Source organism: Kitasatospora sp. NPDC052896 (genome assembly GCF_044547075.1).
GTDB lineage: Bacteria > Actinomycetota > Actinomycetes > Streptomycetales > Streptomycetaceae > Kitasatospora.
In genome coordinates, this window is the sequence record NZ_JBITZU010000004.1 from 52,935 (window position 1) to 73,750 (window position 20,816).

At 72.6% G+C, this 20,816-nt stretch carries 19 protein-coding genes and 1 riboswitch; of the genes, 7 read left to right on the top strand and 12 right to left on the bottom strand.

Annotated elements, in window-relative coordinates; all coding sequences use genetic code 11:
• Positions 1–155: 155 nt before the first annotated feature.
• The 3 genes from ACIGXM_RS11080 to ACIGXM_RS11090 form a co-directional block, all read right to left on the bottom strand.
• On the bottom strand, positions 156–1,427 hold the full coding sequence (locus tag ACIGXM_RS11080; protein ID WP_396559271.1) for an NRAMP family divalent metal transporter: 1,272 nt from the start codon (positions 1,425–1,427) through the stop codon (positions 156–158).
• 630 nt (positions 1,428–2,057) lie between these two features.
• Complete coding sequence (locus ACIGXM_RS11085; protein WP_396559273.1) at positions 2,058–2,387, bottom strand: GNAT family N-acetyltransferase; 330 nt, start codon at positions 2,385–2,387, stop codon at positions 2,058–2,060.
• Positions 2,318–2,992 carry a hypothetical protein gene (locus ACIGXM_RS11090; RefSeq protein WP_396559274.1) on the bottom strand — a complete coding sequence of 225 codons (675 nt, stop codon included), beginning with the start codon at positions 2,990–2,992 and terminating at the stop codon, positions 2,318–2,320. The genes ACIGXM_RS11085 and ACIGXM_RS11090 overlap by 70 nt, the downstream gene beginning before the upstream one ends.
• Positions 2,993–3,242: 250 nt before the next feature.
• On the opposite strand from ACIGXM_RS11090, the gene ACIGXM_RS11095 reads away from it, so the two are divergent.
• Together ACIGXM_RS11095 and ACIGXM_RS11100 are read left to right on the top strand one after the other, a co-directional pair.
• Complete coding sequence (locus tag ACIGXM_RS11095) at positions 3,243–4,505, top strand: GNAT family N-acetyltransferase (protein ID WP_396559276.1); 1,263 nt, start codon at positions 3,243–3,245, stop codon at positions 4,503–4,505.
• Positions 4,506–4,901: 396 nt separating this feature from the next.
• A complete protein-coding gene (locus ACIGXM_RS11100; protein ID WP_396559278.1) occupies positions 4,902–5,564 on the top strand; it encodes an NADPH-dependent FMN reductase in 663 nt (220 codons plus the stop codon).
• Positions 5,565–5,700: 136 nt separating this feature from the next.
• On the opposite strand, the gene metE is transcribed toward ACIGXM_RS11100, so the two are convergent.
• Complete coding sequence (gene metE, locus ACIGXM_RS11105; RefSeq protein WP_396559280.1) at positions 5,701–8,010, bottom strand: 5-methyltetrahydropteroyltriglutamate--homocysteine S-methyltransferase; 2,310 nt, start codon at positions 8,008–8,010, stop codon at positions 5,701–5,703.
• A 139-nt stretch (positions 8,011–8,149) separates the two neighbouring features.
• A riboswitch (cobalamin riboswitch) is annotated at positions 8,150–8,371 on the bottom strand.
• 261 nt (positions 8,372–8,632) lie between these two features.
• Positions 8,633–10,069, bottom strand: coding sequence for a short-chain fatty acyl-CoA regulator family protein (locus ACIGXM_RS11110; RefSeq protein ID WP_396559282.1), 1,437 nt, complete (start codon positions 10,067–10,069; stop codon positions 8,633–8,635).
• Positions 10,070–10,333: 264 nt separating this feature from the next.
• Here ACIGXM_RS11110 and ACIGXM_RS11115 point away from each other — a divergent pair, with 264 nt between their 5' ends.
• Genes ACIGXM_RS11115 through ACIGXM_RS11125 form a run of 3 tightly spaced genes read left to right on the top strand, consistent with a single transcriptional unit; the run spans position 10,334 to position 13,905 of the window.
• Positions 10,334–11,845 carry an MmgE/PrpD family protein gene (locus ACIGXM_RS11115; protein ID WP_396559284.1) on the top strand — a complete coding sequence of 504 codons (1,512 nt, stop codon included), beginning with the start codon at positions 10,334–10,336 and terminating at the stop codon, positions 11,843–11,845.
• Positions 11,845–12,753, top strand: coding sequence for a methylisocitrate lyase (prpB, locus tag ACIGXM_RS11120; RefSeq protein WP_396559286.1), 909 nt, complete (start codon positions 11,845–11,847; stop codon positions 12,751–12,753). Before ACIGXM_RS11115 ends, prpB begins: the two co-directional genes overlap by 1 nt.
• A gap of 18 nt (positions 12,754–12,771) precedes the next feature.
• Positions 12,772–13,905 (top strand): bifunctional 2-methylcitrate synthase/citrate synthase, encoded by a 1,134-nt coding sequence (locus tag ACIGXM_RS11125; RefSeq protein WP_396559288.1) that lies wholly within the window; start codon positions 12,772–12,774, stop codon positions 13,903–13,905.
• Between the two features lie 197 nt (positions 13,906–14,102).
• Here the strand turns inward: ACIGXM_RS11125 and ACIGXM_RS11130 are convergent, their stop codons facing one another.
• From ACIGXM_RS11130 to ACIGXM_RS11145, 4 genes are all read right to left on the bottom strand, one after another.
• Entirely contained in the window at positions 14,103–14,576 is a 474-nt protein-coding gene (locus tag ACIGXM_RS11130; RefSeq protein ID WP_396559290.1) for a TIGR00725 family protein, read from the bottom strand.
• 478 nt (positions 14,577–15,054) lie between these two features.
• A complete protein-coding gene (locus ACIGXM_RS11135) occupies positions 15,055–15,816 on the bottom strand; it encodes a MerR family transcriptional regulator (protein WP_396559292.1) in 762 nt (253 codons plus the stop codon).
• A 284-nt stretch (positions 15,817–16,100) separates the two neighbouring features.
• A complete protein-coding gene (locus tag ACIGXM_RS11140; RefSeq protein ID WP_396559294.1) occupies positions 16,101–16,511 on the bottom strand; it encodes a hypothetical protein in 411 nt (136 codons plus the stop codon).
• Positions 16,512–16,985: 474 nt separating this feature from the next.
• On the bottom strand, positions 16,986–17,570 hold the full coding sequence (locus tag ACIGXM_RS11145; protein ID WP_396559296.1) for a hypothetical protein: 585 nt from the start codon (positions 17,568–17,570) through the stop codon (positions 16,986–16,988).
• A 466-nt stretch (positions 17,571–18,036) separates the two neighbouring features.
• Between ACIGXM_RS11145 and ACIGXM_RS11150 the strand changes: the two genes are divergently transcribed.
• On the top strand, positions 18,037–18,459 hold the full coding sequence (locus tag ACIGXM_RS11150; RefSeq protein WP_396559298.1) for an Hsp20/alpha crystallin family protein: 423 nt from the start codon (positions 18,037–18,039) through the stop codon (positions 18,457–18,459).
• Between the two features lie 89 nt (positions 18,460–18,548).
• Here the strand turns inward: ACIGXM_RS11150 and ACIGXM_RS11155 are convergent, their stop codons facing one another.
• A complete protein-coding gene (locus tag ACIGXM_RS11155) occupies positions 18,549–18,689 on the bottom strand; it encodes a hypothetical protein (protein WP_396559300.1) in 141 nt (46 codons plus the stop codon).
• 148 nt (positions 18,690–18,837) lie between these two features.
• Positions 18,838–19,602: an SDR family oxidoreductase gene (locus tag ACIGXM_RS11160; protein ID WP_396559302.1), complete on the bottom strand. Its 765-nt coding sequence runs from the start codon at positions 19,600–19,602 to the stop codon at positions 18,838–18,840.
• On the opposite strand from ACIGXM_RS11160, the gene ACIGXM_RS11165 reads away from it, so the two are divergent.
• Positions 19,601–20,059, top strand: a complete 459-nt coding sequence (locus ACIGXM_RS11165; RefSeq protein ID WP_396559304.1) for a LysR family transcriptional regulator — start codon at positions 19,601–19,603, stop codon at positions 20,057–20,059. The genes ACIGXM_RS11160 and ACIGXM_RS11165 overlap by 2 nt on opposite strands.
• Here ACIGXM_RS11165 and ACIGXM_RS11170 read toward each other — a convergent pair.
• Positions 19,987–20,715: a tyrosine-protein phosphatase gene (locus ACIGXM_RS11170; RefSeq protein WP_396559306.1), complete on the bottom strand. Its 729-nt coding sequence runs from the start codon at positions 20,713–20,715 to the stop codon at positions 19,987–19,989. The genes ACIGXM_RS11165 and ACIGXM_RS11170 overlap by 73 nt on opposite strands.
• Positions 20,716–20,816 lie beyond the last annotated feature (101 nt).

A 20,816-nucleotide genomic window follows, 5' to 3' on the forward strand; every position in this document is an offset into this window, starting at 1 on the left:
GGCGCCCGGGGCGGCGGGGGGCCCGCGCGGGGCCCGCCGGGGGGGGCCCCGCGCCGCCCCCCGCGGCGGCCCGGGGGGGCCCCCCCCGGCGGGCCCCCCCCCCCCGGGCGCCCCCCCCCCCCGGCCCGCGAGGTGTGGAACGCGTGGGCCCGGCGTCAGAAGCCGAGCGTGTTGGGGACCATGTACAGCCCGAAGCCCATCACGATGACGCACAGCGCGGTGATGATCACCCGGTAGGCTCCGCGCATCCGGTGCTCGGTGGGAAGCGCCTTGGCCTCCAGCGCCAGCAGGAACCCGAGCACGACGGGCAGCAGGAGCGCGTTCATCACCTCGCAGTCGACGGCCAGACTGACCAGGTTGAAGCTGGCCAGCACCAGGACCGCGCCGATGATGTGGGACAGGGCGTAGGTGACGTAGAACTTGGCGTTGCGGCGGCTGATCCGCTCGTCGAGGCTGTGCTTCCAGCCCAGCACCTCCGCGATGCCCCAGGAGCCGGCCAGCGACACCACCAGGGCCGCGACCAGTGCGCCGCCCAGGATGGACGCCCCGACCAGCCACTTGGCGTTGCCCGAACCCAGGTAGGGGGTGAGCGCGCCGGCGATCTGGCCCACGTCGTTGAGCGCTGCGTTGGTGTCCTTGCGTCCGACCGAGGCGGCCAGGGCGATGACGACGACGATCATGATGCCCTGGGTCAGCACCGTGCCGACCGCGGTGTCCCAACGCGCCTGCCGCAGGGCGCTGATGGACAGCTTCCGCTGCACCACGGCGCTCTGCTGGTAGAAGATCATCCACGGCATGATGACCGCGCCGATGTTCGCGGCCAGCAGGTAGACGTACTGCGTGTTGCCGACCGGGAAGGTGCCCATGCCGTGCAGCAGGTCGTGCACCTTCGGGTGGGCGAGCAGCATGGCGGGCACGAAGGCCAACTCGGCCAGGCCGATGGCGATACCGATCCGCTCCGAGCGCCGGTAGCTACCGGTGAAGGCCAGACCGACCAGGAACGCGGTGGTGGTGGGCACGGTGACCCACTTGGAGATGCCGAACAGCTCGCCGACGCCCGCCACGCCCGCGAACTCCGTGAGCAGCGCGCCGATCGCCGAGAGGAGCAGCGTACCGGCGGAGAGCAGCCCCCACCACTTGCCGAACTGCTCGCGGATGAGCGTGCCGTGGCCCTTGCCGGTGACGATGCCCAGCCGCACGGTGATCTCCTGCACCGCGAACAGCACGGGCATCAGCAGCAGCTGGGGCAGCACCATGGCGTAGCCGAACTGGTCACCCGACTGCGCGGCCGTGATGATGCAGCCGGCGTCGGTGTCGGCCAGCATCACGATCAGGCCCGGACCCCACGCCGCCAGCATCGTGGCGATCATCCACTGGCGCCGGGTCAGCGAGAAGCGCCGGCGGCGGGGAAGTTCCGCCGTTCCCACCGCCGACAACTCTCTCGCCGGCGTTGACTCGGACAGGTCAGCTGACACTGGGGCATCCTCCTCGGGATGGTCGCAGGCCGACAGTCCGGACCACGGCCCCGGGGGGGCGGGACCGGGCCGCCCCCCTGCGGGCTGGGTTCCGTGGATGCAGTGACACCGGTCGGACTCGTCCCCGAACGGGGCTTCACCGCTGCGGGACAGCCCGGATTCGCACCGGACTTCGCTGACGCTGCATGCCCTCGCGGGAAACGAGGACGGCGGCAGTCTAAGGTTAGGCAAACCTTCTCTTCAAGAGTTGCGCAGTTGATGAACTGTCGAGGCCGCCAGGCCCCCGGAGAGCAGGCGCGACCGCGTTCCACACACCGGCCCCTCCGCCGGGACACGGGTGGCGAGGTCCTCCAGCCACCCGTGTCCCGGCGGACACGGCAGGTCAGCTGGTGGCGGGGACCGCGTCGGGGTCCTGGGGCGGGCTCGGCCGACGACTGGCGCCGGCACCCCCGCCGGTCGCCCGACCGAGATCGGCAGCGCCCAGGGCTCAGGGCCGTGGGCACCCGAACCCACCCGGCCCGTGCGCGCACCGCACCCGCCTCGCGCCTGCGGCCTCCGTGGCACTCACGGAGGCCGCGGCGATCAGGACCGTCGACCCGGTGCCCCGTCCTGGGTGAGGTCGAGGGAGCGGACCTCCTCCAGGACGCGGTAACCGGCCGCGGTGTAGAGGGACATCGCGACCTCGTTGCCGCCGAAGACGTTGAACATCAGGACCTGGTCGCCGACGGCCCGCGTGACCTGCTCGCCGACGGCCATGGCCGAGCGGCCGTGGCCCCGGCCGCGGAACTCCGGGTGAACCACCAGCGAGTAACCGTAGGTGACTCCGGGAAGGTGACCGTGCCTCAGCCAGCCGCTGCCGATCGGCTCGCCCTCGGCCCGGAGCACCAGGAGGGAGGTGTCGGAGGTGGCCACGCCCTCGGGGAGCACAGTGTGCGGTAGTCCTCCTCCGCCTTCTGCCGGGCCTGCTCGGACGTGCAGGAGCCGGCCCGGACCATGTCGGCGGCGTAGCGTTCCTTCCCGGCAGCCTGCCAGGCCGGGTACTCGGCCTCCGTCATCGGCCGGTGGCTCACCCCGGCCGGCGGCTCGGCCGGAGTGCTGATGACCTTGATCCGGGTCTGACCACGGACCGGGTAGTCGGCGAAGACCTCGTCCGGTGCGGCCAGTCGCACGACCACCCGCTCCGCCCCGCGCTCCGCGCACCAGCGGCGCGCCCAGGCGTGGGCCGCTCGGCGGTGGCTGCCCTGCTCGTCGTGGCCGGGGTCGGTCCACAGCTCGCCGATCCGGCCACTGGGGCCGCTGTGCCGTTCGGCGAGGCCGACGACGACCTGCCCGATCCGGCGGCCGTCCTCGTCGAGGATCGCCGCCGCCGTGCAACCGTCGCTCTGCTCGACGGCCCTGGCGGCGAGTTCGTCCGCGGCCGGCCCCGGCAGACCGGTCGCCCGGTAGGCGTCGACGAGGCGCTGCCGGTAGCCGGGTTGCCAGTCGGAGGGAGCGGCGAGGAGGGCGAAGTCCGTCATCCGAGCAGGATAGGGAGTTCAACTCCCCCGCCGTCCAGTGGTTTTTCCGCGGCCGGTCGGTTCGGCCGCGGAAGCCCACCCGGCCCCCGGTCGGCGAGCAGGGCACCGGGGCGGGCGGGCGGTGGCCCCGCCCGGGGCTCGGGTCGGGGTCGCGCCGGGGAGGTCCCGCCTGGCTCCGGCGGGCGACGCCGATTCCCGCCGGCACCGACCTCCCGGTCGAGCCGCCGACATCCCGCTACCATCCCGTGGGGTGAGCACCCCGCACGCGAACGCGCCCGCGGCACCACGGATCCGCGAGGTCCCCGAGGCGCACCTCAACCGCGCCCTCGACCTCGCCTCCCTGGTCTTCCACGAGACCTACGAGAAGGAGGAGCGCGACCGGTACCGGAGGCTGCTGCGCCGCTGCGACCGGATCGGCGCCTACGCGGACGACCGGCTGGTGGGCCTGCTCGCCGCCCACCGTTTCCAGCTCTCCGTCCCCGGCGGCCAACTGCCCTGCGCCGGGCTGACCTTCGTGTCCGTGGCGCCCACTCACCGCCGCCGCGGCGTGCTCTCGGCACTGATGGCGGAGCTGTGGCGCGGCTGCGCCGCCCGCAGCCGCCCGCTCGCCGCGCTGTGGGCCTCCGAGACCGCCATCTACGGCCGCTACGGCTTCGGCGCGGCCACCCACCTCTCCACCATCGAGATCGACTCCACCCGGCCGCTCGCCCTGCGCCTCACTCCCGACCCCGGCCCGTTGCGCCTGCTGGACGCCGCCGAGGCACCCGACCTGCTCGGCCCCCGCTACGAGGCGAGCCGGTCCCGGCGGGCCGGCCGACCGGCCCGCGACCGCCTGTGGTGGCGCGAACAGGTCCTGCCCGAGGAGGACGAGGACGACGACGAGCTCAGCCCGCCGCGGATCGTGGTGGCGGGCGAGGACCCGTGCGCCGGCTACGCGATCTACCGCACCCGCGGTGGCGACGACGACAACGGCGCCGCCGGGCTCGTCCAGGTCTACGAGTTGGAGAGCGAGACCGCCCCGGTGACGGCGGCCCTGTGGAGCTACCTCGCCTCCATCGACCTCACCGGCCGGGTGCGGGCCTGGGGCCGCGCGGCCGACGATCCGTTGCCGCTGCTGGCCGCCGACCGCGACCAGGTACGGGTCACCCAACAGTTCCCGGCACTCTGGCTACGCCTGGTGGACGTGCGGGCGGCACTGACCGCCCGCACCTGGGCCCAACCCGTCGACCTCGTGCTGGAGGTGCGCGACGAGGCGATCCCGGCCAACCACGGCCGGTTCCGCCTGACCGCGGACCCGGGTGGCGGAGCGAACGGCGGCCGGTACGAGCCGACCACCGACCCCGCCGACCTCGCGCTCGACGTCCGCGACCTGGCCGCCTGCTACCTGGGCGACACCCGGCTGTGCCGACTCGCGCACGCCGGACTCGTCACCGAGCGCACGGCAGGCGCGGCCCGCCAACTCGACGCCGCGCTGCGCACCGAGTTCCTGCCCTTCACCCACGACGAGTTCTGAAGCCGCCGCGACACCCGGTACCCCGGCTGGGGCGGCTTCCGGGTCCGCCCATCGCCCAGGGGGCAGCCCGACCGGGAACGGGCCGGTACGGACTCCACCCACCCGTGAGCTGTCCCACCATGCCCAGGAGAAGCTCCAACTGACGTTCCGTACCGACCCGGCCCGGTCGCCGGCCACGGCTGGGGCCCGACGGATCCGGGCCGCCTCCCGGACGAGGAGCCACCTCACGAGTAGCCAATGGCTGGCTCGCCACCGGACGTTCAGCCGCCTGCCCCCGCCTCGCCCCGGCTCCTCATCCGAAAGGCCCAGATCCGGTCGCGGGTCAGCCCTGCCGGGACCACGCTGGTCCTTGTCCGCCCCGACCGACGCGTACGCAGCTGACGATAGGACGTCCCCATGCCCACGGACCGCGGCCACCCTGGTCCGCTGCGGGTGCTCGTCTTCGGCGCCGCGCTGCGGGCCGAGTCGATCAACAGCCGCCTCGCCTCCCTCGTGTCCCGGTTGATCGCCGACGACGGTGCCACCGTCGACCTCGCCACCATGCGCGAGTTCGAGATGCCCCTGTACGACGGCGACGTGGAGTCCACCGCGGGGCTGCCGGAGGGCGCCCTCGCGCTGTACGAGCGGCTCGAGCGGTGCGACGCCTTCGTGATCTCCTCCCCCGAGTACAACGGCTCGGTGCCCGGCGTGCTGAAGAACGCGATCGACTGGGTCTCACGGGTCCAACCGCAGCCGTTCAAGACCAAGCACGCGATGCTCGTCTCCGCCTCGCCGTCCCTGGTCGGGGGCAACCGCGGGCTGTGGGCGCTGCGGGTCCCCCTGGAACACCTCGGCACCCGCGTCTATCCGGACATGTTCAGCCTGGCCTCCGCCTACGAGGCGTTCACCGAGGACGGACAGCTGGCCGACTCCGGGCTGCAGCAGCGTCTCACCGAAACCGTGTCGGCCTTCCTCAGCCTCGTCGAGGCGGATACGCGATACGTCTGCCTGCAGCGGCGGTGGTACGAGTTCCTGGGAGACCGCACCGAGGCGCTCATCACCCATCGGGCGGAGGACTGACCGCGGTCGCCCGCTGCCGGATCGCGGTCGAGCGCGGTGGTCGCGGCGGCGGCCAGCAGCCCGCCGGGTCCGTGGAGGTCGAGGACTGCCGGCCGGCGGGCAGCATGGTGATCACCATGCTGCCCCGGCGACGGCGTCAGCCGGTCAGCTCCGCGCGGACCTCGCGGGCTGCGGCCACCAGGTGACCGAGGGAGGCGCGGGTCTCGGACCAGCCGCGGGTCTTCAGGCCGCAGTCGGGATTGACCCAGAGCCGCTCGGCCGGAATGGCGGCCAGCCCGGCCCGGAGCAGGCCGGCGGCCTCCTCGGTGCTCGGCACCCGGGGCGAGTGGATGTCCCACACGCCCGGGCCGACCTCGCGCGGATAACCGGCCTCGGCCAGCTCACCGGCGACCTGCATGTGCGAGCGGGCCGCCTCCAGGGAGATCACGTCGGCGTCGAGGTCGTCGATGGCGGTCATGATCGCGCCGAACTCCGCGTAGCACATGTGGGTGTGGATCTGGGTGTCGGCCCGAACCGCGGAGGTGGCGAGCCGGAAGGCCTCGGTGGCCCAGGCCAGATAGGCCGCCCGGTCGGCGGCGCGCAGCGGGAGGGTCTCGCGCAGGGCGGGTTCGTCGACCTGGATGACGGCGGCGCCGGCCGCCTCCAGGTCGGTGACCTCGTCGCGCAGGGCGAGGGCGACCTGGCGGGCGGTCTCGGCGAGCGGCTGGTCGTCGCGGACGAAGGACCAGGCGAGCATGGTGACCGGTCCGGTGAGCATGCCCTTGACCGGGCGGTCCGTCAGTCCCTGGGCGTAGCGGTACCAGTCGGTGGTCATCGGTTCGGGGCGGGAGATGTCGCCGGCCAGTACGGGCGGGCGGACGTAGCGGGTGCCGTAGGACTGGACCCAGCCGTGCCGGGTGGCCAGGTAGCCGGTGAGCTGCTCGGCGAAGTACTGGACCATGTCGTTGCGCTCGGGCTCGCCGTGCACCAGGACGTCGAGGCCGGCCTTCTCCTGGTAGGCGATCACTTCGCGGACCTCGGCCTCCATCCGTTCCCGGTAGGCGGCGGCGTCGATGCGTCCGGCGCGCAGGTCGGCGCGGGCGGTGCGCAGCTCGGGGGTCTGCGGGAAGGAGCCGATCGTGGTGGTCGGCAGCAGCGGCAGGCCGAGCCGGGTGCGCTGGGCCTCGGCGCGCTCGGGGTAGGCCTGGGCGCGGCGGGCGTCGGCGGCCGTGGTGGCCGCCGTCCGGGCCCGCACGGCTGGATCGTAGGTGAGGGCGGAGGCGGCGCGGGAGGCCAGGTCGGCGCGGTTGGCGGCGAGTTCGGCGGTGATCGCGGAGGCGCCCTCGCCCAGACCGCGGGCGAGCAGCGCGGCCTCGGCGGCCTTCTGGCGGGCGAAGGCGAGCCAGCGGGCCACCTGCGGGTCGAGGTCGCGCTCCCGGTCCGCGTCGAGTGGGACGTGCAACAGCGAGCAGGAGGGGGCGACGTCGACCCGGTCGGCCAGCCCGAGCAGTACGGCCAGGGTGGACAGCGACTTCTCCAGGTCGTTGATCCAGATGTTGCGGCCGTCCACCACGCCGGCGACCAGGCGCTTGCCGGGCAGGCCGCCGACGGCCGCGAGGTCGTCCAGGTTGGCGGCGGCGGGGCCGGTGAAGTCCAGCGCCAGGCCCTCGATGGGAGCCTTGGCCAGCACTGGCAGTGCCTTGCCGAGACGGTCGAAGTAGGAGGCGATCAGCAGCTTTGGTCGGTCCGTCACGGCACCCAGCTCGCGGTAGGCGCGGGCGGCGGCGTTCAACTCGGCCGGGGTGCGGTCCTGGACCAGCGCCGGCTCGTCCAGCTGGACCCACTCGGCACCGGCCGCGCGCAGGTCCGCGAGGAGCTCGGCGTAGACCGGCAGCAGCCGGTCGAGCAGGGTGATCGGCTGGAAGTCGGCGGCCACGCCGGGCGCGGGCTTGGCCAGCAGCAGGTAGCTGACCGGGCCGAGCAGCACCGGGCGGCCACGGTGGCCGAGGGCGAGCGCCTCACGCAGTTCGGCGACCGCCTTGGTGGAGTTGGCGGCGAAGACCGTGTCCGGGCCCAACTCGGGCACGAGGTAGTGGTAGTTGGTGTCGAACCACTTGGTCATCTCCAGTGGCGCGACGTCCTGGGTACCGCGGGCCATCGCGAAGTAGCCGTCCAGCGGGTCGGCGGCGACGGCGGCCCGGTGGCGCGGCGGGATCGCGCCGACGGCGACCGTGGCGTCCAGCACGTGGTCGTAGAGCGAGAAGTCCCCGGTGGGCACCTCGGTGACGCCGGCCTCGGCCAGCCGGTGCCAGTTGTCGCGGCGCAGGTCGGCGGCGGTGACCCGCAGGACCTCGGCGCTGACGCGGCCGGCCCAGTAGCCCTCGATCGCCTTCTTCAGCTCCCGGTTCGGGCCCTGCCTCGGGTAGCCGTGGACGGTGGCCTGCGGGGTGGTGGAACTCGATGACACGGAACTCTCCTTCGCGAGTCGCGTTGCGATCCCGGGAGAGCACGGAGGTACGAGGGTACGGGAGTGGGGGGACGCGGCACCAGGGGGTGCCCGCCCAGCCCGCCGACCCTCCCACGAGGTCACCGAGATCACCGCGCACCGGTGGCACGCGGGCAGTGGCAGGTCTTCGGACTCGTGGGCACGCCGGGCCTGTTGGTCCGGCACCTACTGGCCGTCGCTTCCCGGGCCCCGCTGGGGCCCAGTGCGTGTGACGGCGGTCGTTCCCACTCACCGCTGCGGGGCAGTCCCGGATTCCCACCGGGTTCCCTCTTGCGACGCGCCTGCCTGGCTGGCAGGGCGAACCGACTGCGAGTCACAGCCTAGGCCCATCGGGCAGCTCCGGCATCGACTGTCCGGATCGCGGATGGTGGCGTGGGAGGGATTCCGGCCGTGGAGAGCTCGGGACCGCCCCGCAGCGGTGAGCCGCCGGGCGCCCCGGTGGCCGCAGCGGGCACCACTCGTCGGACGGTCCGCGCGCCCGAGCCCAGCCCGCCGAGTCGGCGCGGACCGGGTCCGGGGCGAAGGTGCTGAGGTGCTCGTCGACCGTCGGCGGCCGGCTGGTGGCGGGCGCGGCGCGCCGGGGTCAGTGCTCGTGCCGCCGCAGGACGGGGTAGGGCACGGTGGTGCGGCGGTTCTCGTCGATGACGAGGGGGCCGCCGGCCGGCGGCCGGGCTCGCTGGACGCAGTCCTGCCGTTCGCAGATCCGGCAACCGAGGCCGATCGGGGTGGCCGCGCGGGGGTCGTCCAGGGCGACGCCCTCGGAGTAGACGAGCCGGTGGGCGTGGCGCAGCTCGCAGCCGAGTGCGAGGGCGAAGGTGGTGCGCGGGGCGCCGTGCCCGGGTCCGCTGCGGGTCACGGTGGTGGCGGCCCAGAAGTAGCGCTTGCCGTCGGGCATCTCGGCGACCTGGGTGAGAATCCGGCCGGGGGCGGAGAAGGCCTCGTAGACCGTCCAGAGCGGGCAGGTGCCGCCGAGCCGGGAGAAGTGGAAGTCGGTGGCGGACTGCCGTTTGGAGATGTTGCCGGCCCGGTCCACCCTCAGGAAGGAGAACGGGACCCCGCGCAGGCCGGGCCGTTGCAGGGTGCTCAGGCGGTGGCAGACGGTCTCGAAGCCGACGCCGAAGCGGGTCTGGAGCAGCTCGACGTCGTAGCGCAGCTCCTCCGCGGCGGCGTGGAACGCCGTGTACGGCATCAGCAGGGCGCCCGCGTAGTAGTTGGCGAGACCGATGCGGGCGAGCGCCGTGGCCGCCGGGGAGCCGAGGGAGGGTGCGTCGGCGAGGTGCTCGAGGAGCGGTCCGTGTTCGAGGACGGCGAGCTGGGTGGCGAGCTGGAAGGCGCGGCGGCCGTCGGTCAGCCAGGGCGAGAGGTGCAGCAGGCGGGCCGCCGGGTCGTACCTGCGGACGTCGCCGGCCGCCGGCCCGGGCGGGGCGGTGGCGACGACGCGGATGCCGTGCCGGGAGGCGAGCCGGTGCTCCAGGGCGTCCGCCGCCCGGGCGGGCACGATGCCCAGCGCGGCGGCGTCGTCCTCGGCGGCGGTGTCCAGCTCGGCGATGTGGTTGTGGTGCTCGTAGAAGAAGTCGCGGACCTCGTCGTGCGGCTCGGCGGGCAGACCGGTGGACTCCCCTGGCCCGGCGAGGGTCACGGCGCGTTCCACCGCATCACGGTAGCGGCGGTGCACGGCGACCAGGGCGCGGGCGACCGCCGGATGGTCGCGGACCACCTCGGCGAGCTCGTCCGCGGGCAGCTCCTCGCCACTGGCCTCGTCCGCGAGCGCGGCGCGCAGGTCGGCGGTGAGCCGACCGGCACCGCTGTCGGAGAAGAACTCCGGGTCGGTGCCGAGGACCTCGGCGATCCGCAGCAGCACCGGCGCGGTGAGCGGGCGCTGGCTGTGCTCCAGCTGGTTGAGGTAGCTGGTGGAGATCCCGAGTCGGCGGGCCAGCTCGACCTGGCTGAGCCCGTGGTCGCGACGCAGCCGGCGCAGCTTCGCGTGGGCGTAGACCTTCTGGCCAGGGGTGCGGTTCACGGTCCTCCTGCTCGTCGTCGGCGGCGCACGACCCTGCAAAGTTAACAGCCGCGGATTTCGCAAAATCCGCACTTTCGCATCGCTGACCTGGACGGATTTCGCAGGATGGACGGGTCGACCACGGGCTCGGCCCGGGGAATGCTGCAAGTGCGCGCCGGGCCGCCCCGGACTTCCCGTCATCGGCACGACACCGTGCCGGGGGGCGGAGCGCCACCCATCCAGCAGGAGCCCGGCAACCGCCGGGCCGAACCGTCGAGGAGTCCTGTGATCTACCATCAGGTACGGGTCCACCCGAGCACGAAGGCGCTGCCCCGTGCGGAGCAGCTCGCCTGGAAGCTCGCCGCCGTGGCCTGCGGCACCGGGCAGCCCGAACAGGACGTGGCCGCGATGGCGGTCAACCGGGTCATCGACAACGCGGCCGTTGCCGTGGCCTCGCTGCGGCGGCGTCCGGTCGCCGTCGCCCGCGCGCAGGCGCTGCCGCACGGCGGCACACCGGGCGCCTCGGTGTTCGGCACGGCGCCCGGCGTGCGCGTGTCACCGGAGTGGGCGGCCTGGGCCAACGGCACGGCGGTGCGCGAGCTCGACTTCCACGACACCTTCCTGGCCGCGGACTACTCCCACCCGGGCGACAACATCCCGCCGCTGCTGGCCGTCGCCCAGCACACCGGCCGCGGCGGCGCCGACCTGCTGCGCGGCATCACCGCCGCGTACGAGATCCACGTCGCCCTGGTGCGGGCGATCTGCCTGCACGAGCACCGGATCGACCACGTGGCCCACCTGAGCGCGGCCACCGCCTGCGGGATCGGCGCCCTGCTCGGGCTGCCGGCCGACGTCACGTACCAGGCCGTCCAGCAGGCCGTGCACACCACGACGGCGACCCGGCAGTCCCGCAAGGGCGAGATCTCCAGCTGGAAGGCGTTCGCCCCGGCCTTCGCCGGCAAGGCGGCGATCGAGGCGGTGGACCGGGCGATGCGCGGCGAGACCTCCCCGTCGCCGATCTACGAGGGCGCGGACGGCTTCCTCGCCTGGATGCTCGACGGACCCGGCGCCGCCTACACGGTGTCGCTGCCGGAGGACGGCGAGCCGCGGCGCGCGATCCTCGACACCTACACCAAGGAGCACTCCGCCGAGTACCAGGCGCAGGCGATCATCGACCTGGCGCGGCGCCTGCGCGAGAAGGCCGGACCGCTCGACCAGGTGCGCTCCATCGTGCTCCGCACCAGCCACCACACCCACCACGTCATCGGCTCCGGCTCCAACGACCCGCAGAAGTACGACCCGAACGCGAGCCGTGAGACCCTCGACCACTCGGTGCCCTACATCTTCGCGGTCGCCCTGGAGGACGGCGTCTGGCACCACGAGCGCTCCTACGCCCCCGAGCGGGCCCGGCACCCGCAGACCGTCGAGCTGTGGCGGAAGATCACCACGGTCGAGGACCCGGAGTGGACCCGCCGCTACCACGACCCCGACCCCGAGCGGCGGGCCTTCGGCGGTCGGGCGGTGATCACCCTGGAGGACGGCTCGGTGATCGAGGACGAGCTGACCGTCGCCGACGCCCACCCGGCCGGCGCCCGCCCCTTCGACCGACCGGCCTACGCGGCCAAGTTCCGCACCCTCACCGAGGGCATCGTCACCCCGGCCGACCAGGACCGCTTCCTGTCCGCGGCCGAGAACCTCGCCGACCTGACCCCCCGCGACCTGGACGAGCTGTTCCCCGCCGTCGACACCCGGGCCGTGCGCGACTACGACGCGAGCCTGCCGAAGGGCCTGTTCTGATGCTGCACACCCGCACCACCGCGTCCCAGCGCCGCCGCGCGCTGCGCGAACGGCTGGCGACCGGACGCCTGCTGGCCGTGCCGGGCGCCATCAACCCGCTGTCCGCCCGCCTGATCCAGGACACCGGCTTCGAGGCCGCCTACCTGTCCGGCGCGGTCCTCGCCGCCGATCTGGGCCTGCCCGACATCGGCCTGACCACGTCGACCGAGATCGCCGCGCGCGCCCAGCAGACCACCCGGGTGACCGACCTGCCCGTCCTGATCGACGCCGACACCGGGTTCGGTGAGCCGATGAACGCCGCCCGCACGGTCCAGCTGATGGAGGACGCGGGCCTGGCCGGCCTGCACCTGGAGGACCAGGTCAACCCCAAGCGCTGCGGCCACCTCGACGGCAAGTCGGTCGTGCCCCGGGGGGAGATGACCCGCCGCGTCCGGGCCGCCGTCGACGCCCGCCGCGACCCCGACTTCCTGCTCATGGCCCGCACCGACGCCCGAGCCCTCGAGGGACTGGACGCGGCGATCGAGCGGGCCAAGGCGTACGTCGACGCCGGTGCCGACGCGATCTTCCCCGAAGCCCTCGCCGACGAGGCCGAGTTCGAGGCCTTCCGCAAGGCCCTCCCCGGGGTGCCGCTGCTCGCCAACCTGACCGAGTTCGGCAAGAGCCCGCTCCTCGACGCCCACACCCTGCAGGACCTCGGCTACGACATCGCCCTCTACCCGGTCACCCTGCTGCGCCTGGCCATGGGAGCGGTCGAGGAGGGCCTGCGCACCATCGCCGGCGAGGGCACCCAGCAATCCCTGCTGCCACGCATGCAGACCCGCTCCCGCCTCTACGAACTCCTCGGCTACCCGGAGTACACGGCCTTCGACTCGGCCGTCTTCGACTTCACCCTCCCGCCCGGCACCTGACGCACCGGAGGCACCACCATGACCACCGCACCCGAGATCCACCGTGGCCTCGCCGGTGTCGTCGTCGACACCACCGAGATCTCCACCGTCATCCAGGAGACCAACTCCCTGACCTACCGCGGCTACCCGGTCCAGGACCTCGCCGCCCAGCGCTCCTTCGAGGAGGTCGCGTACCTGCTGTGGCACGGCGACCTGCCCGACCACGAGCAGCTGCGGGACTTCCAGGCCCGCGAACGCGCCCTGCGCCCGCTCGATCGCACCACCTCCGAGCTGCTGGCCAAGCTGCCCGAGACCTGCCACCCGATGGACGTCCTGCGCACCGCCGTCAGCTTCTTCGGCGCCGAGGACCCCACCGAGGACGACGACCGGCCGGCCCCCAACCTCGCCAAGTCACTCACCCTGCTGGCCAGACTGCCCACCGTGGTCGCCGCCGACCAGCGCCGCCGCCAGGGGCTGGACCCCATCGCCCCTGACCCCGGCCTCGGCTACGCCGAGAACTTCTTCCACATGTGCTTCGGCACCGTCCCGGCACCGGAGGTGGTCCGCTGCTTCGAGATCTCCCTCGTGCTCTACGCCGAGCACAGCTTCAACGCCTCCACCTTCACCGCGCGCGTCGTCACCTCCACCCTCTCCGACCTCTACAGCGCCGTCACCGCGGCGATCGGCGCGCTCAAGGGCCCGCTGCACGGCGGCGCCAACGAGGCGGTGATGCACATGCTGGAGGAGATCGACGACCCCGCCCGGGCCGCCGCGTGGCTGGACGAGGCGCTCGCCGCGAAGCGGAAGATCATGGGCTTCGGCCACCGCGTCTACAAACACGGCGACTCCCGCGTCCCGATCATGCAGAACGCCCTGGAGGAGCTGGTGGCCCGCGCCACCGACCCCGCGGCGGCCCGGCTGGCCGCCCTGCACACCGCGCTGCGCGAGGCGATGCTGGAGCACAAGGGCATCCACCCCAACCTCGACTACCCCGCCGGGCTCGCCTACCACCTGATGGGCTTCGACACCCGCACCTTCACACCCGTCTTCGTGATGAGCCGCATCACCGGCTGGACCGCCCACATCACCGAGCAACTGGCCCACAACGCCCTGATCCGGCCGCTGGCCTGCTACGACGGCCCGGGTCAGCGGCCGGTGCCGGCTCTCGGGTAGGACACGGTCGGGGGCACCGGGCAGCTCCTGTCGATCAACGGCGCCCGGTGCTCCTCCCCGGGGCGCGACACCCGTACGGAGGCGAGGAACGTCCGGACCACCTCGTCAGGTCTTCGACACGGTCCGCTGGTCGAGGGCGCGGGCCGCCAGTTCGCCGTCATCCTCTCGACCACCGCGCGGTGCCGGTGACGCCGGTGTCAACCCCGGCCGGCCAGGGCGAGCCGTACGGCCGCCGCCGGACTGTCAGCCAGGAGAGGTCCGGGGACGGCCTCGCCCAGCGCGTCCGTGATCCGCCAGCCGCCGAGGCTGACGACCGGCTTGACGCCTCGTCTCATGGCCATGGCCACTTCGGAGAGCGTGCCCCACGACCCGCCGACGGCGATGACCGCGTCCGCGGAACCGACCAGGACGCTGTTCCGGGCCTGGTTCATGCCGGTGGCGACGGCGGCGGTCAAGTAGGGCGAGGCCCCGGACCTGTCGACCCCGGAGAGGACGCCGATGACGAGGCCGTCCGCGCCGGCCGCACCCTCCGCGGCGGCGGCCATGACACCGCCGTAGCCCCCGCAGAGCACGACCGCACCCGAGCGCGCCAGCAGGGCACCGACTTCCCTGGCAGCCGCTTCCTCGGCCGCGCTGCACTCCGCGGGCCCGCACACCGCCACCTGGATCACCGTTGCTCCGTCCGCCGATGGTTCGCGCCGAAGGCCTGCGCGACACAGCCGCTGTCGCCCTGCTGCCGTCGCGCGCCCCGGCAGTGCGTGGCTGCCGTGGGGAGCGGGAGTTCGCACCCCCCGTCATCCCTGCGGACAGCCACCGTTACCGCATTCTCTCCCGACCGGGCCCGAAGGCCGTCCGCAACACGGCACCGGACCAGACCCCCCAGGTCTTCCTGGCGCGCGAGACACCGGCGGGCCCCCGACGCGGCTTCAGCGTCGGGGGCCCGCCGGTGTCTCGGCGGTCCTCCGCCACTCGGCGCGTTCCCTTTCCAAATCCACTTCCTGGCAAGGGAGTTCGGATGCGCCGGTGGGATCACGGCCTGGCGGCCGTTGGTGCGGGGCGGGGTGGGTGGCCCCCGATGCGGCTGGTGGTCGGGTTCTCGAGTTCGTGCGGCCAGGAACCCGACCACCAGATCGGATCGGCGCCGGTCGCTCAGCTCAGGCGCTGCTCGGCGAAGGCGATCATCGCGTCCCGGTGGTACTCGGCCAGGCCGGGGGCGATCGCCTCGAAGACCGACTTCCACTCGCTCTCGTCCACGTAGGTCTGGGCGAGGCGCTTGAAGGCCGCGGCGTCGGGCGTCCAGAACTCGCTCACGCCCCGGTAGTGCACGGCGATCTCCTCGAGCACCTCCGGGTCGTTGGCGGGCCTGCCGGCCTCCATGAACTCGGCCACCCGGACCATCTCCGCGGTCCGCTCGCGCTGGAGGCGCTCGTAGTCGGCGGGGGTCAGGGACTCGAGCGCCTTGCGGGACTCGTCCCACTCCCTGGGCCAGCGCGTGCGGGTGTAGGCGTCGTGCCTGGCCGCGTCGAACTCGCGGAACAGGTTTTCCGGCCGGTTGATCTTCGACATGGTCGTCCCGTCCTTCCTCTGTTGCAGCATGACGATCGTGCGAGTGACCGTGTTGACGAGCACTCTCAGCTGGTCATATTCAGCCAGGAGTCGTTCACGATGCGCCTTCAAAGCTTCGATCTCGTCGGTCTGCTGACTCAGCACTTCGGAGATCTCACTCAGGCCCATTCCCAACTCCCGCAACATGAGTATCCGTTGAAGCCGTTGGAGGCTCTGCTCCTCATAGCAGCGGTAGCCGTTGCTCTCGTTCCGCGTCGCCACGAGCAGGCCGATCTCGTCGTAGTGGCGGAGTGTGCGAGAGCTGATCCCGGACATCTTGGCCACGTCTGCGATCGAGTGAGCCATTGCCTTGTCTGTCATCGCCTCCCATCACCGGAGTTGGTGCCACGGCCGCAGCAGTGAGACTAGAAGTTGACGTAGCGGAAAGGTCAATGCTCCATCCCGTCATCCCGGCGACGCCATGGGGACGCCTTTGCCCCGGTCGAGACGAGCACGGCTCGCCCGGGGCTCGGGATGCCGGCGGCCCGGGCCGGCCCCGGCGGCGGAGTGGGCGGACCTCGGCGATCCGCCGTTCGACGCGAGCCGGGGTCCGGCAGGATCGGCGCCCGGCAAGATCCGCCGGACAGGCCCTAACGGCACGGGGCGTGGTGGGTGTCGCCCGGATACTCGCCGGTGTCGTCGTCCGGGAAGGAGACGGTCAGGCTGATCCGGTACTCGCACACGTCCTCGCGGTGACCGGGCACCCTGGCCCAGGCGGTGCAGTGCACCTCGGCCTCGGGAGCCTGCCGGCACCAGGCCGCCGCCTCCTCCAACGCCCGCGCGGCACTGTCGGCGGTGCAGACCACCACACTGTGGGCGGCCACCGTCACGTCCCCACTCCCGCAACTGGTCACGGGCAGCGCCCGCACCGCGCCGGCCGCTCGGGACAGGTCCCGGGTCAGGTCCCGCACGATCCGCGGCGCGGCCGCCGCAGAGGCACCCGACCGCAGCCCGGGCAGCGACGCGCCGGCCCCGATCGGCGGGCAGGCTGGAGCGGTCATAGGAGGAACGTCGGGCTCGGTCAGCGGCCCGCCCCCGGCGGGCGGCATCGATGGCGTCGGCGACAGGGCCGCCTCAGTCTGCGCAGTCACTCTCCCAGCATGCCCGCCCACACAGAGCGAAACGACCGCTTTCACCCCTGAAGGCGACACCTCGTCGAAAAAATCTCCTGCCCCGGGCACATGCCCGCTCTGGACAGCGCATCAACCCCATTGAACAGCACAGGAGTTCGACCGACCATCGGCCTGGAACCGCCCCCAGAACAGCCTACTCGCCGACTTGTCGGATGACCGCAGAATCCTCCGCCCCGCACGCGCGATCCGACGCCGGGCCAACTACCCGATCACCAGAGCGGATATCCGTTCGACAGGGGCATGCCGGTACGGACCGGCGCGCGAGCGAGACGCGACACCCACGGCGCCACCCCACCACCCGCGCGACCGGTCCCGGCCGGCCCGCAGACCCGGTCGACCTGCTCAGTCGGCCTGCGCCTGGTAGAGGCCACGGCCCACACGCTGGGCGCGGGATGCCTTGGCAAGACGCTCCAACGAGGTGCGCACGGTGTTGACGGCCGACGGGGTGGCGTCGCGCCCCAGGGCCTCGGCCACCTCACGGACCTTGACCGGCCCGCCGGCCTGGAGCAGGTGCGCGACGATGGCCTCGGTCAGCCCGGACGCACGCTTGGCGGCGGCCTGCGGGGCGGCGGCCTCCTCGGCCACGGGCGCGGCCTTGGCCCGGCCACGGGCGCCACCGGCCGGCGCGGCAGCCTTCCGCTTCGCCGCCGGGGCCGAGGTACGAGCGGCCTTCGCGGCACGCCGCGCACGCACCGGCTTCTTGGGCGCCTCGGGCTCGGCGGCCTCCGTGCCCTTCTCCTGGAGGAAGGGCGCCGTCGCCAGCGAGTGCAGGCTCTCCAACGCGCCACGCACCGCCGCCAACCGCTCCGTCACGGAGCCCAACTCGCCTTCCAGGCGCTGCTTCTGCTCCTCCAGCGCCGGCAACTCGCGCTCCAGCAGCGCGATCGTGGACTCCACATCGCCGTGGACTCGAGAGATGGTTGCCAAGGGTTGCCTCATTTCATCGGATTCCAACCACCGCCACAACACACGGTGGTAACCGAGAACTCTACGACGCCCCAACCCCACCAGCACACCACACCCCCAAACCACCAAGGCCACTGCCCGAACCGAGTCGGGAAGTCCCAGCCGCCACACAGGGATTCACCAGCAACCGAACCCCCATTCCATACACCTGTACGGCAGCACAGCAGACCAGACACGACATCCGCACGCGACGTACCGCGACGGCCACCATCGCTCTTACAAGCCACCCAGGCACCAGGGGAAACACCCAGGTGCCTGAGCGACTGCGCCCCGCGAGCAGCCACTGCCGTGCGCGAACACCACGACCTGGTGGCACTCCGCACCCGCCCGTCCACCCGTCCTGATCGGACGGTTGGGCCCGAGCCAGGACGCCGTCGCTCGGCGCACCCTGGAAGTAGCCGGACAACCCACGACCAAGGAGGCCGACATGGCCGGCGATCTGTTGAGAAGGTTCCCGCTGACGCCGCACTGGCCGACGCTGGCCGAGTGGTTCGAGAACATGGAGTTCCGGATGCCCTCGGACGAGCACATGATCCGGATCGAGGAGTCGCAGGAAGAGGGGATGTACCAGGTCAGGGCGGAGCTTCCGGGCATCGACCCCGACCGGGACGTCAACATCACCGTCGAGGACGGCGTCCTGACCATCCACGCCGAACGCAGCGAGGAGAAGAAGGAGGGCAACCGCTCGGAGTTCCGCTACGGCTCGTTCACCCGCAGTGTCCAGCTGCCAGCGGGGGCGAGCGAGGCGGAGATCACCGCCACGTACGACAGGGGCGTCCTGACCGTCAAGGCACCCATGAGCAAGATGGAGAAGCCCAGCCGCAAGATCGAGATCACCCACGGCAGCTGACGGTCGACACGAGGTGCCTGCTGACGGATACGGCGAGCCCGCCCGGCGGCACGGCCACCGGGCGGGCGTTCGTCATCAGAACCGGCCGGTCACTCCTCGTGCGGACCCGCTTCCAGTTGGTACGTCCTGATCCAGGTCTCGCCGCAGCGACAGGCGAACTGCTCGACCAGCTCCCCGTCGTCGCTCACCCCGAGTCCCGCACGCAGTCGGACGTGGACGTGCTGGCTCATGGTGGGACCGACCTTCGTTTCGTACCAGAACTGATTCTCCCCATCGTCCACGACATCCCACCGGGACGGAAGGCGCGCCGCCGCCCGTCCCGCCAGGTGAGACCGGTGGACAACGCCCGGCTCCGAAGGCGATCCCGTCGGAGCCGGGTCACACCAGCACCGAGCCGCCGTCCACCGCGATGACCGCGCCGGTCGCGTAGGTCTGCGTCATGCAGTACAGGTACGCCTGGGCGATCTCCGCCACCTCGCCGACGTGCCCGACCAGGGTCTGCTCGGTCCCCTCCCGGTAGAGCTCCGCACGGGCGTCCTCGTCCAGATCCGACCAGAGCGAGCTGCGCACCAGTCCGGGCCGCACCAGGTTGACCCGGACCGGCGCGAGTTCGACGGCCAGCGCGCGGGTGAGCGCCTCCATCGCGCCGCACAGACTCGCCGGCACCGCCCAGCCCGGCCCCGGCCGCACACCGGCCGAGCCCCCGGTCAGGGTGATCGAGCCGCCGGCGCGCAGGTGCCCGGCGGCGGCCGCGACAGTGGCCAGCGCGCCCAGGTAGCGGGTCTGCAGGAAGTCGCGGACCGCGTCCAGCTCCAGCCCGTCGATCGGCAGCAGGCGCAGCGCCTCGCCCGCCGTGTAGACGAGGTGGTCGAAGGGACCGATCCGATCGAAGAGCTCGCCCAGCGCCGCCTGGTCGAGGACGTTCACGGTGTGGCCCCGCGCGCCCTCCGGCAGCTCGGCCAAGGCGCGGGAGACGCTGCTCTCACGGGCGGAGACGACGGTGATCGCCGCACCGTGCGCCGCCGCGGCGTGGGCGGTGGCCAGGCCGATGCCGGAGGTGCCGCCGATCACGACAACGTGCCGGTCGGCGAGGGAGGGCGTGCCGGCCGCCGCGACGGGGGCCTGGGCGGGGGTGGTGGTCATGCGGGAGCTCCTGGTGGTGTGCTGTTCTCGCCGCCGTCGGGCGGCACACCTCAAGGATCGGCCGCCACGCCGCGGCGCGTCCAAGACCTCTTCCGCCAGTTGCCACACTTCACCGGTATGGGGAGGCGAGGCGGAACCGACGGACCTCGATCAGCGGAGGATCCGCCACTTCATGGCCCGGGCCGAGCAGCTGAACTTCGGCCGCGCCACCCAGCTTCCCCGCATCGTCCTATCGGTGTTGTCACGCCAGATCCACTCACCGGCAGGCGAGTTGAGCGATCAGCTGCTGGTTCACGACCGTCACGGCACCCGCCTCACCCCGGCCGGTGAGCGACTGCCGCGACCGGCCGGGGCCGTCCCGGGGTGGCCCGCGCCGGGACGGACTCAGGGCTGCAGCAGTTGCCTGCGAAGCCCCGCCACCAGGTCCTCGTCGACGCCGAGTTGTTCGGCGGCGTAGCCGTGCACCGAACCGTACCGGGCGGTCAGGTCGGCCAGGAAGAGTCGCATGATCTCGGCGGGGGCATGGCCGTAGGCGGGCCAGCTGAGGGTCAGGTGGGGGTAGCTGGCGTGCCACTCGGCGATGATGCGTTCGGTGGCCAGCCCGGTCAGCGTGAAGTCGGCGACGATGTCGTCCTCGTCCACCCCGACCAGGGCGAGGACCAGCATGGCCAACAGGCCGGTGCGGTCCTTGCCGGAGTGGCAGTGGAACACCAGCGGGGCGGTGTCGGCGGCGATGATCTCCAAGGCGTGCCGGAGCTCCTTGACGCCGTCGTGGGCGACCTCGGTGTACTTGTCAGCCAGGAAGCGCGCGGGCTCGACCTCCGGGCCCAATCCCGCCTGGTCGTACGGCCGGTGCTCGATGCTCAGGTTGTGGTAGGCCAGCTGCTGCCGCTGCGGAACGCGTCCGCTGCGTTCGGTCTCCCAGGGATACCGGAGATCGATCACGGTGCGGACACCCAGGGCGAGGAAGCGATCCCAGTCCCGGCCCTGCAACTTGCCCAGCGAGTCGGAGCGAAAGAGCCGCCCCCAGCGGACCGTTCGACCATCGGCGGCCCGATTGCCGCCCAGGTCCCGGAAGTTGTGCAGCCGCTCGAACGCGATGTGTCTCCTCATCCGAGTCAGCTTACGGCCCGACCCACCGGCCTCTTCACCGCGTGGTCAAGCAACTCGGCGAACCAGGGCGGTCGGCGCGGTGCACCCAGCCCCTGTGAGTG

Excerpts from the sequence above, each read along its gene's own strand:
- ACIGXM_RS11090 (WP_396559274.1), bottom strand. The coding sequence starts at position 2,992 with ATGACGGACTTCGCCCTCCTCGCCGCTCCCTCCGACTGGCAACCCGGC.
- ACIGXM_RS11100 (WP_396559278.1), top strand. The coding sequence starts at position 4,902 with ATGCCCACGGACCGCGGCCACCCTGGTCCGCTGCGGGTGCTCGTCTTC.
- prpB (WP_396559286.1), top strand. The coding sequence starts at position 11,845 with ATGCTGCACACCCGCACCACCGCGTCCCAGCGCCGCCGCGCGCTGCGC.
- ACIGXM_RS11125 (WP_396559288.1), top strand. The coding sequence starts at position 12,772 with ATGACCACCGCACCCGAGATCCACCGTGGCCTCGCCGGTGTCGTCGTC.
- ACIGXM_RS11135 (WP_396559292.1), bottom strand. The coding sequence starts at position 15,816 with ATGGCTCACTCGATCGCAGACGTGGCCAAGATGTCCGGGATCAGCTCT.
- ACIGXM_RS11140 (WP_396559294.1), bottom strand. The coding sequence starts at position 16,511 with ATGACCGCTCCAGCCTGCCCGCCGATCGGGGCCGGCGCGTCGCTGCCC.
- ACIGXM_RS11150 (WP_396559298.1), top strand. The coding sequence starts at position 18,037 with ATGGCCGGCGATCTGTTGAGAAGGTTCCCGCTGACGCCGCACTGGCCG.
- ACIGXM_RS11155 (WP_396559300.1), bottom strand. The coding sequence starts at position 18,689 with ATGAGCCAGCACGTCCACGTCCGACTGCGTGCGGGACTCGGGGTGAGC.
- ACIGXM_RS11165 (WP_396559304.1), top strand. The coding sequence starts at position 19,601 with ATGCGGGAGCTCCTGGTGGTGTGCTGTTCTCGCCGCCGTCGGGCGGCA.
- ACIGXM_RS11160 (WP_396559302.1), bottom strand. The coding sequence starts at position 19,602 with ATGACCACCACCCCCGCCCAGGCCCCCGTCGCGGCGGCCGGCACGCCC.
- ACIGXM_RS11170 (WP_396559306.1), bottom strand. The coding sequence starts at position 20,715 with ATGAGGAGACACATCGCGTTCGAGCGGCTGCACAACTTCCGGGACCTG.